The 15,221-nt window shown below is 54.6% G+C and carries 14 protein-coding genes; 10 read left to right on the forward strand and 4 right to left on the reverse strand.

Annotation, left to right across the window (positions count from 1 at the left end):
* Nucleotides 1–6 precede the first annotated feature (6 nt).
* From lpxA to KIS77_20250, 6 genes are all read left to right on the forward strand, one after another.
* Nucleotides 7–834 (forward strand): acyl-ACP--UDP-N-acetylglucosamine O-acyltransferase, encoded by an 828-nt coding sequence (gene lpxA / locus KIS77_20225; protein MCW5924657.1) that lies wholly within the window; start codon nt 7–9, stop codon nt 832–834.
* 4 nt (nt 835–838) lie between these two features.
* Entirely contained in the window at nt 839–1,456 is a 618-nt protein-coding gene (locus KIS77_20230; GenBank protein ID MCW5924658.1) for an ABC transporter ATP-binding protein, read from the forward strand.
* Between the two features lie 12 nt (nt 1,457–1,468).
* On the forward strand, nt 1,469–1,879 hold the full coding sequence (locus KIS77_20235; protein ID MCW5924659.1) for a thiol-disulfide oxidoreductase DCC family protein: 411 nt from the start codon (nt 1,469–1,471) through the stop codon (nt 1,877–1,879).
* A gap of 239 nt (nt 1,880–2,118) precedes the next feature.
* Nucleotides 2,119–3,897, forward strand: coding sequence for a hypothetical protein (locus KIS77_20240; GenBank protein ID MCW5924660.1), 1,779 nt, complete (start codon nt 2,119–2,121; stop codon nt 3,895–3,897).
* A 31-nt stretch (nt 3,898–3,928) separates the two neighbouring features.
* Nucleotides 3,929–4,309, forward strand: coding sequence for a DUF3127 domain-containing protein (locus KIS77_20245; protein MCW5924661.1), 381 nt, complete (start codon nt 3,929–3,931; stop codon nt 4,307–4,309).
* A 20-nt stretch (nt 4,310–4,329) separates the two neighbouring features.
* Nucleotides 4,330–4,938, forward strand: a complete 609-nt coding sequence (locus KIS77_20250; GenBank protein MCW5924662.1) for a hypothetical protein — start codon at nt 4,330–4,332, stop codon at nt 4,936–4,938.
* 30 nt (nt 4,939–4,968) lie between these two features.
* On the opposite strand, the gene KIS77_20255 is transcribed toward KIS77_20250, so the two are convergent.
* Together KIS77_20255 and KIS77_20260 are read right to left on the reverse strand one after the other, a co-directional pair.
* Nucleotides 4,969–5,937 (reverse strand): polyprenyl synthetase family protein, encoded by a 969-nt coding sequence (locus tag KIS77_20255; protein ID MCW5924663.1) that lies wholly within the window; start codon nt 5,935–5,937, stop codon nt 4,969–4,971.
* A gap of 167 nt (nt 5,938–6,104) precedes the next feature.
* On the reverse strand, nt 6,105–7,154 hold the full coding sequence (locus KIS77_20260) for a fatty acid desaturase (protein MCW5924664.1): 1,050 nt from the start codon (nt 7,152–7,154) through the stop codon (nt 6,105–6,107).
* Nucleotides 7,155–7,419: 265 nt separating this feature from the next.
* Here KIS77_20260 and KIS77_20265 point away from each other — a divergent pair, with 265 nt between their 5' ends.
* Nucleotides 7,420–10,302 (forward strand): right-handed parallel beta-helix repeat-containing protein, encoded by a 2,883-nt coding sequence (locus tag KIS77_20265; GenBank protein MCW5924665.1) that lies wholly within the window; start codon nt 7,420–7,422, stop codon nt 10,300–10,302.
* Here KIS77_20265 and KIS77_20270 read toward each other — a convergent pair whose 3' ends face one another.
* Together KIS77_20270 and KIS77_20275 are read right to left on the reverse strand one after the other, a co-directional pair.
* The gene (locus KIS77_20270) at nt 10,303–10,641 is read right to left on the reverse strand and encodes a nucleotide pyrophosphohydrolase (GenBank protein ID MCW5924666.1); all 339 of its coding nucleotides are present in this window, start codon (nt 10,639–10,641) and stop codon (nt 10,303–10,305) included. It lies immediately after the preceding gene.
* A gap of 115 nt (nt 10,642–10,756) precedes the next feature.
* Nucleotides 10,757–12,055, reverse strand: coding sequence for a hypothetical protein (locus tag KIS77_20275; GenBank protein MCW5924667.1), 1,299 nt, complete (start codon nt 12,053–12,055; stop codon nt 10,757–10,759).
* A gap of 105 nt (nt 12,056–12,160) precedes the next feature.
* On the opposite strand from KIS77_20275, the gene KIS77_20280 reads away from it, so the two are divergent.
* The 3 genes from KIS77_20280 to aroC all read left to right on the forward strand — a co-directional run bounded on the left by KIS77_20280 (nt 12,161) and on the right by aroC (nt 15,125).
* Nucleotides 12,161–12,727: a TIGR00730 family Rossman fold protein gene (locus tag KIS77_20280; GenBank protein MCW5924668.1), complete on the forward strand. Its 567-nt coding sequence runs from the start codon at nt 12,161–12,163 to the stop codon at nt 12,725–12,727.
* A gap of 119 nt (nt 12,728–12,846) precedes the next feature.
* Nucleotides 12,847–13,671, forward strand: a complete 825-nt coding sequence (locus KIS77_20285; GenBank protein ID MCW5924669.1) for a DUF255 domain-containing protein — start codon at nt 12,847–12,849, stop codon at nt 13,669–13,671.
* Nucleotides 13,672–14,024: 353 nt separating this feature from the next.
* Entirely contained in the window at nt 14,025–15,125 is a 1,101-nt protein-coding gene (aroC, locus tag KIS77_20290) for a chorismate synthase (GenBank protein ID MCW5924670.1), read from the forward strand.
* Nucleotides 15,126–15,221: the final 96 nt, after the last annotated feature.

Genomic DNA, 15,221 nt, shown 5'->3' on the forward strand with positions numbered 1-15,221 from the left:
TTTTCAATGAATTATTCAAACGGCTTGCGAGACATTCACCGCGAAGCAAAAATTGGCAAAAACGTCACCATTGGCCCCTTCACCGTCATTGAAAAAGATGTCGTGATAGGTGACAACTGCCGCATTGAGGCCAACGTCAACATTTTCAACGGCGCCCGCATCGGAGAGGGTTGCCACATCTTCCCCGGAGCATCCATCAGCGCCGCCCCTCAGACGAAAGTGTTGCTTGAGGAGCCGACCACGCTCGAAATCGGGCATGGCTCCGTCATCCGCGAGCATTGCACACTCAATCGCGGCAACCGCAAATTCGGCGGCAGGACTGTCATCGGCGAAAATTGCCTGCTCATGGCCTACGTCCATGTCGCGCACGATTGCTTCATTGGCAACAACTGCATACTGGCCAACAACGTCACGCTTGCAGGGCATATCGAAATCGGGGAATGGGCCACCCTAGGCGGCATGGCCGCCGTGCATCAATTCGTGCGCATCGGCGACCAAGCCATGGTAGGCGGCGGCTCGCTCGTCCGCAAAGACGTGCCGCCCTTCGTCACCGCTGCCCGCGAACCCCTCTCCTATGCCGGTGTCAATTCGATAGGGCTTCGGCGACGCGACTTCAGCTACGACGAAATACACCACATCGAGAACATCTACCGGGTCCTTTTCGTGCAAGGGCTCAGCATCCGCAAAGCACTGAAAATCATCGAGGAAGAAATAGAGCCATCCAACTATCGCGACTTCATTCTGCGCTTTGCCCATAGCTCCAAACGCGGATTGATGAAAGGCTTCCGCACCATCGGCAACCCGGGAAAAGTGATGGCCGAGCCGGTACTTTAATGACATGACTATCCGACTTCAAAACGCGGGGAAACGCTATCGCCTCGATTGGATATTCAAGGGACTAAGTTTTTCTTTTGAAAAAGGTCATCGTTATGCCGTGCTCGGCCCAAACGGTTCTGGCAAATCTACTTTGCTGAAAGTGCTGTCCGGCCATTTGTCGCTCTCGAAAGGCTCCGTGTTGTTTGAAAATCCAAAGGGGAAAGTCGAACCGGATGGCATCTATCGCCACATCAGCTATGCGGCACCCTACATCGAGCTCATCGAAGAGTTCACTTTGGAAGAAGCGCTGACATTCCACGCAGGTTTGAAACCATTGTTGCCGGGTTTTTCGCCCGCCAAACTCTACGAAATACTTGCCTTGCCCCGCTCCCGCACCAAAGAAATCCGTTTTTTCTCCTCCGGCATGAAGCAGCGCGTCAAACTGGCCCTTGCCATCTGCTCCGACACACCCACGCTATTGCTGGACGAGCCAGCCACCAATCTCGACACCCAAGGCATCGAATGGTACAAACAATTGGTAGCCGACTTCGCCGCCAACCGCCTCGTCGTCATCGCCTCCAACGACCCGCACGATGCCGAATTTTGCCCAACGCGCCTCAACATTTTGGATTACAAATAAAAAATCATCTCGTTGACACACTCTGACACCTCCACTCCCATCTTGTTGTTCGACGGTGTGTGCAACCTCTGCAACGCATCGGTGCAATGGGTACTCCTGCGCGACCATAAAGCCGTGTTCAAATTTGCGGCCCTCCAATCCGAAACGGGCCAGGCCTTGTTGCGCCGATTTGGCCTGTCCGACAAAAATTTCGACACCGTCGTGCTGGTGGATGGTGAGCGCATCTTCACACGTTCCGATGCCCCACTAGAAATCGTGCGTCGCTTGGGCGGCGTGTGGGCTTTGCTGTTCGCGTTCAAGATAGTGCCCAGGCCCATTCGCAACGCCGTGTACGATTGGGTGGCCCGCAACCGCTATCGGTGGTTTGGCCGCCGCGAGGAATGCATGCTCCCGCGCCCAGAATGGAAAGACCGCTTCGTGTGAAGGGCCACCGCTACTAGACATTATTTTTGTGCTGCAAAGACACAAAGCCACAAAATGCGGCAAATCAATGCGTATTTTGCATTGCGTCTTTGTGGCTTCGTGGCAAATTTGAAAATGTCCAGCAGTGTGTGGAAGAGCCATCTACCAGACACCCTTGTTCGGCTTCCGACATTCCCTTACTTTTACCCCGTTTTTCATCTGAGTTAATCTTTCTCGAACAATCTCTCATCAGCATTTCCATGAAAAATCTTTTTCCCCTTCACCGCAGCGCGGCGGGCATCGTCGCGGCAGTTGCCATCCTCCTACTTTTCTCTTGCAAAAGCGACCCGAAAACAACCACAGTCGCCAATGCCACCGTCAACGTCCGCATGGAAGCAGCGGCCACCACACTCAACCCCTACCTGCCCGCCACGGGCTATTCGCGTTATGTGGCGCAACGCATTTTCCACTCATTGGGTGAGCTTGACCCCCTGACATTAGAGTTCAAGCCCATGCTCGTCAAACAATTACCCACCAAACGCACCGTCAGCGAAGGCGCTTATGCTGGCGCACTGGCCTACGATTTTGAAATACTTGACGAAGCCAAATGGGACAACGGCTCGCCAGTGACCGGCCACGACGTGGTTTTTTCCCTGAAAATCATCATGCACCCCGGCTTGCCGACGGAGGTCTATCGGGGTTATTTTGAATACCTCAAAGGGGTGGAGGTGGACGCGGCCAATCCCAAAAAATTCACTGCCTATTTCAGCCAATACTATATGCTGATGATGGAAAGCATGTGCGGGGTGCCGATTATGCCTGCCTACAACTACGACCCCGACAACCTGCTGGCAAACATTCCGCTCTCCGATTTTTTGGACAAAAGCAAGGCCGCCGAGCTGGCCGCCAACCCTTCGGCACAGGCGTTTGCCAAAGCATTTCAGGACCCAAAGTTTGTCAACGACAAAAACTTCGTGACTGGTAGCGGCCCCTATCGGCTCGAAAGCACCGACGGCGACCAAGGCGCGGTATTGATAAAAAAAGAAAACTGGTGGGGCGACGCAGTGGCGCAGCGGATACCGCTGCTGGCGGCCTATCCCACCAAATTGGTTTACAAAATCGTGCAGGACGAAGCAGCGGTGGAGAACCTGTTTTTGACCGACGCGCTCGACGTGGCGGTGCAGGTCACGCCAGCCAAATTCCTCGAAATGAAGCAAAACCCTGCCCTCGAAGCCAAGTATGATTTCCTGAGCATCGGCGCCACACAGTACAATCGGCTCGCTTTCAACCTGCGCAACCCCAAAGTGCAGGACAAGCGCGTGCGGGAAGCCCTCGCTCATGCCATTGACTACGACTATCTCATCAACAACGTGATGCAAGGGCTTGCGCAGCGCATCGTCAGCCCCATCAATCCGGCCAAAACGTTTTACGCCAAAAACCTGCCGCTCCGAGAGTTTAACATAGACAAGGCCAAGACCTTGCTGGCCGAAGCCGGTTGGCAGGACACCGATGGCAACGGTATCGTGGACAAAGTCATTCAAGGCAAAAAAACAGACCTCAAACTCGAATTGATGGCGCTCACAAAAGCAAAGGTGAACGAACTGGTGGCTCAGAGCATTGAGGAAACCGCCCAACGCGCAGGCATCAAAATCGTCGTCGTGGGCGTGGACATTGACAAATTGCAGACGGACACCCGACAAGGCAACTTTGAGGTGGCCATGTACGGTGCCGCGCTCCACCCCGGTTTGGTGGAGCTCTATCAGACCTACCATTCGGCCAACCTCGCCCCCAAAGGCGACAATCGCACGGGCTTCACCAAGGCGGACAGCGTGATTGTAGCCATACGCACCACCGAGAACGAAGCCGCCCGCAACGCGCTTTACATAAAAGCCCAAGAAATCATCAATGAGGAAATACCGGAAATCTATCTTTACGCTCCGCTTCAACGCACCGTGGTGGCTAAAAAATTCGACTACGTCGTCACGCCCAACCGCCCCGGCTACTACGAGCAGATGTTCAAGCTAAAGGCCCAACAGTAAAAAAACGACAAGAACAAAAAAACGCAATACAATGGCTTTTGAAGTAGAAGGCAAGCTCCATCGCATCTTCCCGACCGAGCAGAAATCGGCCAGTTTCTCGGCACGCGAGTTTGTGCTCGAAGTGCCTGATGGCAACTACCCACAGCTCATCAAATTTCAGGCAGTACAAGAACGCTGTGGCCTGCTCGACAGCTTTCGGGAAGGCGACCGCGTGAAAGTGCATTTTGACCTGCGCGGGCGCGAATGGAACGGAAAGTACCTCACCAACCTCAATGCTTGGCGCATCGAAGGCGCCGGTGGCGACACAGACAACAACAAAGCCGCCACCGACGAGAACTTTCCCAACGACCCCTTCCCCAACTACACCGACACGCCGCCTTCGGCCGGCAACATGGAAGACCTGCCTTTTTGAGCCACTCCCGTCGTCCTGTCATGCGCCAACGATTTTTCATTTTCGGCCTCTTCCTGCTCGCTTGCTCTATGCAAGCGCAAACGCTCTCCAGTGTCAGCACAAGATGGAGCGACTCGTTTGTGGAGTGGGAAATATACGCCATCATGCCGCGCGACACCACCGGGCAACAACCCGACGACGAAGACGACTCCGAACCGCCGGAAGAAACACTCTATGGCGAACTCAAACTGCGCTGGCTCAATGTCCGAGAAGATTTTTCCGAATGGAACTACGAGCTCGGAGAGGAAAGTGGCACCATCCGCCAAAAATGGAAAGACGACCTCTCTCAATGGGAACTGCGCAGCTATACCGGCAACGTGGTGACGATGCGAGCCATTTGGTCGAACGACCTGACGGAGTGGCGCGTGACCAACAACTCCATCGCACTCGATTTGAAGAGCAAATGGAAAAACCAGTTTGACGAATGGCGGGTGGACGACTCCAAACGAGGCAGCTTTTATCTCTACACCTACACCGAGCGCGACCCTCGCGATTGGGGCATACAAGACGCGCTCAATGAGGAAATATCCCAGTCCATGAAAATGGCGTTGATTTTCCTGACCGTCTTTTTCGGCTCGCCCAAGATGTGAGGCCAGCACGCCGCCCAGAGGCAGGGCTTGCTATCGCTTCCGCTCCGTCACATACATCAGCAAATCCTTGAGCGACTGTCGAGCGGGGCTTTCTGGCACATTGTCGAGCAAATCGAAAGCCTCTCGGCGGTAGCGGTACATGGCCTCCTGCGCATATTGAATGCCCCCGCTTTGGCGCACCAGTCGAATGACCTCGGCCACTCGCTCAGCCTTGTGGCTCTCGTTTTTCACGATATTCATGATGAAACGGCGCGTGGCGCGGTCGGCATTGGCCAAAGTGTAAATGAGCGGCAGCGTCATTTTTTTCTCCTTGATATCAATGCCAAGCGGCTTGCCCACGTCTTCGTCGCCGAAGTCGAACAGGTCGTCGCGGATTTGGAAAGCCATGCCTGTTTTTTCGCCAAAAAGCCACATGAGCTGAATCGCTTCCTCACTCGGCGCAGTGCTCACGGAGCCAGCGCAGCAAGCTGCCGCTATGAGCGAAGCCGTTTTTTGGCGTATGATGTCGTGGTAGATTTCTTCCTTGATGTCGAGCCGGCGAGCCTTTTCCATTTGCAGCAATTCACCCTCTGCCATTTCCTTCACCGCACGGCTGACGATTTCCAACATTCTATACTGCTGGTTTTTGACCGATAGCAGCAAGCCTTGCGACAACAAAAAATCACCGACCAAGACCGCCACTTTGTTTTTCCAAAGCGCATTGATGGAAAAAAAACCCCGGCGCTCGTTGGAATCGTCCACCACGTCATCGTGCACCAAGGTCGCCGTGTGCAAGAGCTCCACTAGCGAGGCAGCCGTGTAGGAAGCCTCATTGATAGGGCCAAAAAGTCGGGCGCTGAGCAAGACGAGCATGGGTCGCACCTGCTTGCCCTTACGCTGCACGATATACCAAGTGATTTTGTCGAGCAAGGGGACGTTGCTGCGCATTGCATCTCGGAAGCGACTCTCAAAGATGTCCAATTCGGCGACTATCGGCTTTTTTATGGCTTCCAGAGACATGGGTTCGGACGGTTGCGGCAGCGACACGGCTGGCGGGACGGTGTTTTTAATTTTCAAAAAAATTGAAACAGCCGCAAGGTAGGAAGGTTGGGGAAATAAGGCGGTTTGACGAGCCAGAATTCAAATGGATTGAAGGGCTTGCCCCGGTCAAGCCCTTCAACCTCTCTTCAACCCCTGCGTTCCAACTTTCTTCTCCTGAGGTATTCGCGGAACGAAATCATGCGCTCTTGCTCCTCGTCCCAAAGTTTGTTGAAGATGCAGCGCAGGCTTTGCCAAAAGGTGATTTTGTTCGCCACTTTGTCGAGAATAGGGTTCTCGTGGTGGCATCGCGCCAGTTCGTAGTTGGGCACCAACGGATTGAGGTGGTGAATGTGATGGTAGCCTATGTTGCCCGTCAGCCAGTGGAAAAGGCGTGGCAGCTTGTAGTAAGTGCTGCCTTGCACGGCAGCGCGGATGTAGTCCCACTTGTCTTTCCACTGTTTGTAGGTGGTCTCGTGTTGGTGTTGCACATAGAAAAACCACACGGCGATGATGGCAAAAAATACCAGAATCGGCAGGTGCACGAGCAGGAACGCCTCGTAGCCCAATAACAGGATAATGCCGAGATGCACTGCCAGCAGCAGCAAGTTGTGTTTCATCAGCGAGCGGCGGGCGTGTTCCCAGCCTTTCATGTTGATCAACGGTATCCGGCTGTGCACGAGTAGGTACCATACCGGGCCGATGACGAACAATACTGGTGCGCTGCGGAACACGATATAGCGTATTTTCTCCAAGCGGCTGAGTTGCCTGAATTCCTTCACCGTCAGCAGGTTGATGTCGCCGATGTCGCGGTGTTCCCACAAGATGCCATTGTGGCCGTGGTGGAAGTTGTGGCTTTTCGCCCAGTAGCGATAGGGCATGAAGCTGATGAGGCTGCAAATTTCGCCGATGATATCGTTGGCTTTGCGCGAGGTCGTAAAAGATTGGTGCCCACAGTCGTGCTGAATGATGAAAATCCGCACGAGGAAGAAAGCATTGACGGCTGCCAACAAAAACGTGAGCCATAGAGACACGTCGAGCAGCAGATACATCGCCGTCCATATAGCTACAAAAGGCAAAAAAGAATTGAGGATTTGGATGGTGGCCTTTTTTGAATCAGGGAGTTGATAGGCTTTCACAATGGCGGGAAGACGCTGCAAAATGGCGGGGTCGTACTGCGAGTATTTCAAGTTACCCATTGAAGAAAAAACAATTGAATTGTTGTTGTGCCGAGGCGGCGACGCGAGGCGCTCCCGTCGGCAGGTGGACAATTGTGACAAAAATGCAAAAATGCCGAGCTCGATAGGAAGATCGGCATTTTCAAAGCGGTGTAAAAGTCTTGCATTTATCCGAAATGACATTTATCCGACGGATGTTATTTTCTCAAAATTGATAATCAATAACAATTTTGAACAGCCGTGCGCCCGTACTTTTGGGTTGTTAATACCGATATTTCAATCGCTCATGAAAAAATCTTTACTCCTGCTCTTAATCGCTTTCGTTTCGCAAGTCTCCGCGCAAAGCAAACGCATCTACGTCAGCGAGCAAGCACCCGGCTTTGACGACGGCTCCTCGTGGTTCGATGCTTTCACCGACCTGCAATCGGCACTATCGCTCGCCCAATATGGCGACACGATTTGGGTAGCGGAAGGCACCTACTACCCCACCGCTACCACCGACCGCACCATCTCTTTCAAAGTCAAAAACGGTGTCCGCCTATTCGGGGGCTTTGCTGGCACGGAGACGGCCTTGGACGAACGCGACTGGCAAGCGCACCCGGTCGAACTAAGCGGCAACCTCGGCTCCTTTCTGCTTTTCACCGACAACTCGCTGCACGTCATGACCTTGGAAAGCCCAGACAGCAACACCGTCGTGGATGGCTTCACGTTCAGATACGGCAACGCCAACCTCAGCGGCAACGGTGCCGACGGCGGCGGCATTTTTGTGCTGGTGCCGAGCACATCGGGGGTGTCGGCGGCGCGAATCCGAAACTGTCTCTTCCAACTCAACTGGGCTTCCGACGCGGGCGGTGCCGTGCAGATATTCTCGCAGGGGGCGGATTACTCCGTTTTTGAAAATTGCGAGTTTGTCAGCAACGAGGCCCGTGTCGGCGGCGCGGTGTATGTCTCCGCCACGCAGATGCACACCCGTTTCGTGGAGTGCCGTTTTTCGTTCAATAAGTCCAACGAATCGGGTGGCGCGGTTGCCTTGAGTGACGTGTTCAATGCCACCCGCATCCAATCATGTTATTTTGAAAAAAACCGCACGGGCAGCGGGAATGGCGGGGCTATTTTCAGCTTGGGCAGAACACTGGCAGGCAAAGGCCCCGTTATCGAAAATTGCCAGTTTGTTGAAAACCGGTGCGCTCTCAACAACGCTTCGCTGAACAGCCAGGCAGGTGGCGCGATTTATCTGTGGGACATGGGCGGCCCCGATACTTTTTCGGTGCGCAACTGCCAGTTCACTAAAAACGTCAGCAACAACGCCTCCGCCGTTTATTTTAGAGGCCAAAATACCACGGGGAGCAATGTTGCGATAAACCGTTGCACGTTTGAAGAGAACGGGACCAACATGGGCACCGTGATGGTGTTGAGCAGCACGCACGCACGTTCGGTTCGACTGCACGATTGCCACTTCAAGGCCCACCAACAGTCCGTGCTGGTAGTGAGTGGGGGCGGATTGGCAAACCCCGAACAGACCCGGATAATCGTGGACAGCTGCTCTTTTCTGAACAACAGGGGTAGCGTGTTTTCGGCAATGGTCGCTGGCAACAACACACACGCCACGCTGTCCAACTCGCTCATCAAAAACAATCAAACATTTAGCACGCTTTTGCACCTGTTTCCCAAGGAATGCCTCATTCGGCATTGCATTTTTGAGCAGAATGAAAAAATGCTCAATTTTTGGGAAAACGAGTCGAACACCGTCTATGTGCAAAATTGTCTTTTCCGAAAAAACCACGCTTTTGACTTCATGTTCGGCACTTATGATGGTGTATTAAACGTGCTCAACAGCCATTTCGACTCCAACGTGTCGGCAGCGGACTATTCCACTATCTGGTATTCGGGGCAAGCATTTGTCAAGAACACGATTTTCACGAACAACCGGGGCGTGACGCTTTCCAACGACTCCCTCATCTCCTACACCATACCGGGCTATCTGAAACCCCACTACGAACACTGCTACTTCAATGGCCCATTGGTCAATCCGCTTTCCAACGCGACCTTTGGCCCCGGCAACCTGACGGGCGTGACGCCAATGTTTCAGCAAGCAAGCATCGGCGATTTTAGGCTCTCGCCCTGCTCGCCCCTCGTGGGTGCAGGCGACAACACCGCCGCCGCCGCTATTCCTTTCGACCTCAACGGCCAACCCCGCATACAAGGCGGCATCGTGGACATAGGCGTTTTTGAGCGCCCCCCACCCGCGCTCGCGTCGCCGCCACAAATCCAGTTGCCTTGTCCCGGCGACGATGTTGGCTCTGTGACCTTCGACGTGACCGATGGTTGCGAGCCATACGCTTTCGTGTGGTCGTCAGACGCAGCAATGGGTCAAAACCTCCATGATTTGCCCATTGGCAATTACAATTTTAGCGTCACGGATGCTCGCGGCTCGTCTTTGGTGGTGCCCATTTCAATCGTCGAAAAAACCGCGCCCTTGCTCTCTGCCGCGGTAGAGCCACTTGTCTGCGGCGATACCGCTGGCGGCAGCGCGGTGCTTTCAGCCGTTGGGGATGCGCCGTTCGTGTTTGAATGGGAAGACGGGAGTATCGCCTCGGAGCGCACGGGTTTGGCGGCTGGCACCTATCGGCTGACGGTGACAGATGCCGACGGCTGTATCGCCACAGACAGTGTTCACATTATGCAGGAGGGAAGATTGGGCGCCGCGGTTCAGGTAGAGCCTATTACCTGCCCGGGCTATTCGGATGGTGCGCTGACAGTGGCTCCCACCCTTGGGCTGGCACCTTTCCAATGGCTCTGGGAAACGGGCGACACGACGGAATCGCTCGTTGGCTTAGTGGCTGGCACCTATCGCTGCACTTTGAGCGACGCTCTGGGGTGCAGCATTGTGTGGGTGATTCCGCTTTTGGAGCCAACGGTGGATTGTGGCGACGGCGATGGCATTTTTCCCAATCCTTTCTCCGATTGGCTGACAATACGCACCAAGCGGGTGCCGGACGCGGCCGCTCATTGGCTTTTGGCGGATGACTGGGGGCGCGTCGTGTTCAGGGCTGCCTTGCCCGACCCTCAGGCAAGGCTGCATCTTGGGCATCTTCCCGCAGGCATTTATTTTTGGCAACTTTGGCAGGGAGGCCAGCTGACGGGCAAGGGAGTGGTGGAACGAATGTAGTCAACGCAACTTTTCGTTGGCCGCATGGCGGGCTGCGTCGCGGGCTGTTTTTTTCTCCAAATTTTTCTTCAACGCCTCTGTCAAGTCCACGCTAGTCTGGTTGGCGAGACAGATGAGCACAAACAACACGTCGGCCATTTCATCGGCCAAATCCGTGTGGGCGCTAGCGGCTTGTTCGGGTGTCTTGAACGACTGCTCGCCATAGAGCCGCGCCATCAGTCGAGCCACTTCACCCACTTCCTCCATCAAAATGGCGGTATTGGTCAGCTCGCCGTAATACCGAACCCCGATGGTGTTAATCCATTCGTCCACTCTCTGTTGTGCGTTTTGTATTGTCATGGTAAAAAAAGTTGAAGGGCTTGCCCGGCCAAGCGAGGCGGACGGGGTTGAAGGGCGGCGGTGTTTTCAAATGAGGTTGTTTCAGATGGTCTCTCTAACCTCTAACCCGACATCCTTATTGAAACTCTTCTCGCCCCAGATACCCCGCCTTGGCCTGCCAGAGCGGGTCAGCGTTCAAGAGTTTTTGGCGGATGGCTCCGTCGTAGTTCAGCGTCTGATAGGCTTCGGCTCTCGCTCGCACCACGCCTCCGAAATCATAATTTCTCAGGGCGGGGAAAGCCGTCCCGAGGCCTGTCGGCACGTCGGGCAGCCGATAAATCACCACGCCATTTGCAGGGGCGGTGTTTACCTCCCAAGTGATGTTTGGCGTGCTGGTGCGCGAACGGGCAAACACCAACACATCGAAGTTGCCCACGCATTGAGTGGCTACCAAGCGATTATCGGCCAACACCGTCGGCAACAGGTCGAAAGTTGGAGTGGGCAGATTGGCCGGGATGCTGGGAGCGAAAAAATCGCAGAAATAGGTGTATCCACCGGGCGTGTTGTCGCTGCCGCTCACACGCACGCGAAAGCCGTTGTAAGGCTTTGGGCCGGGGTTGAACACATCGTTTGTGATTGGCTCAAAAATATCCACGTCGCTAAAAACGGGTATCGCGCCGCCCGGCGCACGCAGCAAATCGCCCAATGCGAGAAATCGCAAGGAAGCCGTATCCACCACGCCGTCCACCTTATATTCCCAAGCGGCGGTGAAGGGAAAAGACATTTTGGCGGGAGCGGCAAAAATCGGGAACAGCAGGTTGGCATCAATCGTGGTGTTGAACACAGGCCCGCTTACGTTATTGAACAGGACAAACCGCCACGTCGGCTCGCCGTTCACCCTGATGCGCAGCCAAATTTTTCCGGTGTGCAACACGCGATATTGACCTGTAAAATTGTTGGAAGGTTGCGGTCGGGAAAATGTAAGCCCCTCGGACACGATAATGGTGTCAACCGATTGGGCACCCGTGAACGTCACGTTCAAGTCCGTCACTTGCTGATAGAGCAATTGGCGGAGGTTCAGCGTCTCGCCATGACCGATGTTGGTGTAAGTGGTCAGGGTCACGAAGGTGTCTTTCACGCCCGAACCAGGCGCGTTGAGGGTCTCGATTTTCACCACGGTGCAGTCAAGCCGGTCGTCAGGGCTTGCGTCGGACACTTCCAGCGTTTCGGTGGCATTGCCGGGTATTTCCTTGTAAGCCAGCACCTTGCCTTCCGCGTTGCTGAGGAACACGGAGAATTGATAGCCCAACGGGCTGAGCTCGTTGTTGACAGAGAGTTTGAAAGTAAATGCGGTAGGGGAGGGGCCTTCATCTTTTTTGCAAGCAAACAAAATGCTTGCGATGAACGCGGTGAATACGATGAAAAATCTGTTCATGGGAAATCGGTTTGGTCAATACGGATAAAAACAACAGGGCAAAGATAACCGCCGATGAAAAAATTAAAGAGGACTTTAACGACGTGTCAGATATTTGCCCACATTATGAACAGCATAGCAGTTTTTTGCGGCGCGAACAAAGGTTCCCACTCTTGGTTTGCCGAAGCCGCCACAGAATTGGGAAAGACCCTTGCCCAGCGTGGTATCCGAGTCGTGTTTGGCGGTGGCAGCGTAGGGCTGATGGGGGTGTTGGCCGATGCGGTTTTGGCACACGGCGGCCATCTCACGGGCATCATCACACATCAGTTGCATGGCCTCGAATTGGGGCATCCCGGCGTGACGGATATGCTGCACGTGGAAACCATGTCGGAGCGCCGGGTGCTGCTGCTCAACGGCACCGATGGCGTCATCACGATGCCCGGCGGCTACGGCTCCATGGACGAGCACTTTGAGGCGCTCACCTTGGCCCAGCTTCACCAATACCGCAAGCCCATTGGCCTGCTCAACGTACGCGGATATTACGACCCCTTGCTGCAAATGCTCGACAACATGGTAGCCAATGGCTTTTTGAAACCCGACAACCGCAACCTATGCCTCGACGCGCCCGATGTGACCGGTTTGCTGGAAAAAATGACTGCCTACGAGTACAAGGCGCTCACAAAGTGGGTTTGAACGAGAAAGGGGGGTTAAAGTTCTTTTAAATAAACCTGTTGGGGCGTGACGAGTTTTTGTTTTTCGGTTCTAAGGGCGCTACTTTTGTTTTTTAATAATCAAAACTGAAAGTTTCCGCTATGCGCAAACTCCTCGTAACTTGCTTAATCGCTCTCTTGGCCCTCGCAGCGTCGGCCCAGACGAATCCCCGCTCCAATGCGCAGCCCGCCGGCTCCACGCGAACCAGCCTGTCGCCTTCCACCACCCAGCCAAGAGGCGGCGACTCCTCCTCGCAAACCGACGGCCGCTCTCCTCAAACATTGGACAACAAGGCGACCAAATCGCGTCTGGATGCCAGCCCGGCGGGTGCCGCGCAGCCCACGTCGCCACGCAGCACCACCGCACGGCCTTCAGAAGCCAACTCGAGCTCGAGCACCACCACCACTCGGGGTATCGGCAGCACCATCGCCAAAAACGCCCCAGAAGTCGCCGCCGTCAATCCCGTGCGGGTGAAATGGATGAGCTTGGAAGATGCGCTCGAAAAAAGCAAAACCGACAAGCGCAAAATCTTTGTGGATGTTTACACCGACTGGTGTGGCTGGTGCAAGCGCATGGACTCCACCACGTTTATGAATCCCGCAGTAGTGCAATACCTCAATGACAATTACTACCCGGTGAAATTCAACGCCGAGCAGCAAAAGGAAATCCTCTACAAGGACAAAACCTATCAGTTCAAGAAAAATGGAGCTAGCGGCCACCACGAGCTGGCCGCCGAATGGCTCAACAACCGCCTGACCTATCCGACCGTCGTCTTTTTGGATGAAAATCAGGGTGTCATCCAGCCTTTGCCCGGCTTTCAGGACGCGGCGAAAATGGAAGCGGTGCTCAATTACTTCGGTACCGACAGTCACAAAAAGACACCGTGGGAGGCGTATTTGAAGAATTACAAGCAGGAGAAGGAATAAGGCGGCTTCAAGTATGCTTGCCAATCGGGGCAGCGCATTGTGTGATGCGTTGCCCCGATTGTTTTTTCAACCCCATCTGTTCGGTTGCCGACAACACTATGGGGCATATACTGTGCCCCATCAAGGTTTTTCAGCTCGCCGCGATTGCCATTTTGGTACTAAATATACTTCGCGCCGCCAAGCTTTGGGATGGCTAAAAGCGCAACCTGTCCAGAAACAGGAAGAGCAATCATGCCCCCCTGACAAATCCCAGCGAATCAAGTTATAGGTTGCTACTTCAATTGCGCTGAAAACTTGACGGCACGAAGTATAAAACCGTTTCCTTTGTCGCTGATTAAATCGCTATTTCTCCCATGCCCGGCAACTCCCTCGGCTCCCTCTTTCGCGTCACCACTTTTGGCGAATCGCACGGCACGGCCATCGGCTGCGTCGTGGACGGCTGCCCGGCTGGGTTGGATGTTGACCTAGAGTTCATTCAACAAGAACTCGCCCGCCGCCGGCCCGGTCAGAGCGCCATCGTTACACAGCGCAAGGAAAGCGACACCGTGCAAGTGCTGAGCGGTGTTTTTGAAGGCAAGACCACCGGGGCGCCCATCGCCTTGCTCATCCCCAACGAAGACCAGCGCAGCCGCGACTACGACCATCTGGCCGACGCTTTTCGCCCCAGCCATGCCGATTACACCTGGGAGGCAAAATTTGGCCGTCGCGACTATCGGGGCGGGGGCCGCAGCAGCGCACGCGAGACGGCTGCTCGGGTAGCGGCGGGCGCGGTGGCAAAATTATTTTTGAAAACACAAGGCATCGAGCTGCAAGCCTACGTCAGTCAAGTCGGGCATTTGGAACTGAAAAAAAACTACGCCGAACTTGACCTTGCCCTTACCGAGACCAACGACGTGCGTTGCCCCGAACCCGCCATGGCCGACAAGATGATTCGCCTCATCAAAAAGGTGCGCAAGGCTGGCGACACGCTTGGGGGCGTGGTGACGGGCGTGGTGCGCGGCTGCCCTCCCGGGCTGGGCGCTCCCGTGTTCGACAAGCTGCACGCCGACCTTGGCAAAGCCATGTTGAGCATCAATGCCGCAAAGGGGTTTGAGTACGGCTCCGGCTTTGAAGGGGTGAAAATGCTGGGCTCCCAGCACAATGACCTTTTTGTGCCAAAAAGTGGAGAAAAGAAGGCAGGGGAAGGGGCACCGTCCACGCTTACCAACCATTCTGGAGGCATCCAAGGGGGCATCTCCAATGGAATGGACATTTACTTCCGAGTGGCCTTCAAGCCCATTGCGACCATCATGCGCGACCAAATTTCCATCAACAAAAAAGGAGAGCCTGTCGTGGTGAAAGGCAAAGGCCGACACGACCCCTGTGTGGTGCCGCGTGCCGTGCCAATCGTGGAGGCCATGGCCGCCCTGGTTTTGGCCGACCATCTCTTGCGAGCCAAATCAGATAAGCTGTGAGGTTGCCAGTCATCGAATTTGCAGCCGCAGTCAACTCAAAACACATTTGAACGTTGATTCTCGGCGACCATCCAATTCTCAATCGAGCCAATTGGA

The organism is Saprospiraceae bacterium (assembly GCA_026129545.1).
Classification (GTDB): Bacteria; Bacteroidota; Bacteroidia; order Chitinophagales; family Saprospiraceae; genus M3007.

What these genes read in the sequence shown, in the direction of transcription:
- KIS77_20250 (MCW5924662.1), top strand. Translation starts at nt 4,330, where the DNA reads ATGCGCCAACGATTTTTCATTTTCGGCCTCTTCCTGCTCGCTTGCTCT.
- KIS77_20270 (MCW5924666.1), bottom strand. Translation starts at nt 10,641, where the DNA reads ATGACAATACAAAACGCACAACAGAGAGTGGACGAATGGATTAACACC.
- KIS77_20285 (MCW5924669.1), top strand. Translation starts at nt 12,847, where the DNA reads ATGCGCAAACTCCTCGTAACTTGCTTAATCGCTCTCTTGGCCCTCGCA.
- KIS77_20280 (MCW5924668.1), top strand. Translation starts at nt 12,161, where the DNA reads ATGAACAGCATAGCAGTTTTTTGCGGCGCGAACAAAGGTTCCCACTCT.
- KIS77_20275 (MCW5924667.1), bottom strand. Translation starts at nt 12,055, where the DNA reads ATGAACAGATTTTTCATCGTATTCACCGCGTTCATCGCAAGCATTTTG.
- KIS77_20245 (MCW5924661.1), top strand. Translation starts at nt 3,929, where the DNA reads ATGGCTTTTGAAGTAGAAGGCAAGCTCCATCGCATCTTCCCGACCGAG.
- aroC (MCW5924670.1), top strand. Translation starts at nt 14,025, where the DNA reads ATGCCCGGCAACTCCCTCGGCTCCCTCTTTCGCGTCACCACTTTTGGC.
- KIS77_20260 (MCW5924664.1), bottom strand. Translation starts at nt 7,154, where the DNA reads ATGGGTAACTTGAAATACTCGCAGTACGACCCCGCCATTTTGCAGCGT.
- KIS77_20230 (MCW5924658.1), top strand. Translation starts at nt 839, where the DNA reads ATGACTATCCGACTTCAAAACGCGGGGAAACGCTATCGCCTCGATTGG.
- KIS77_20265 (MCW5924665.1), top strand. Translation starts at nt 7,420, where the DNA reads ATGAAAAAATCTTTACTCCTGCTCTTAATCGCTTTCGTTTCGCAAGTC.
- lpxA (MCW5924657.1), top strand. Translation starts at nt 7, where the DNA reads ATGAATTATTCAAACGGCTTGCGAGACATTCACCGCGAAGCAAAAATT.
- KIS77_20255 (MCW5924663.1), bottom strand. Translation starts at nt 5,937, where the DNA reads ATGTCTCTGGAAGCCATAAAAAAGCCGATAGTCGCCGAATTGGACATC.
- KIS77_20240 (MCW5924660.1), top strand. Translation starts at nt 2,119, where the DNA reads ATGAAAAATCTTTTTCCCCTTCACCGCAGCGCGGCGGGCATCGTCGCG.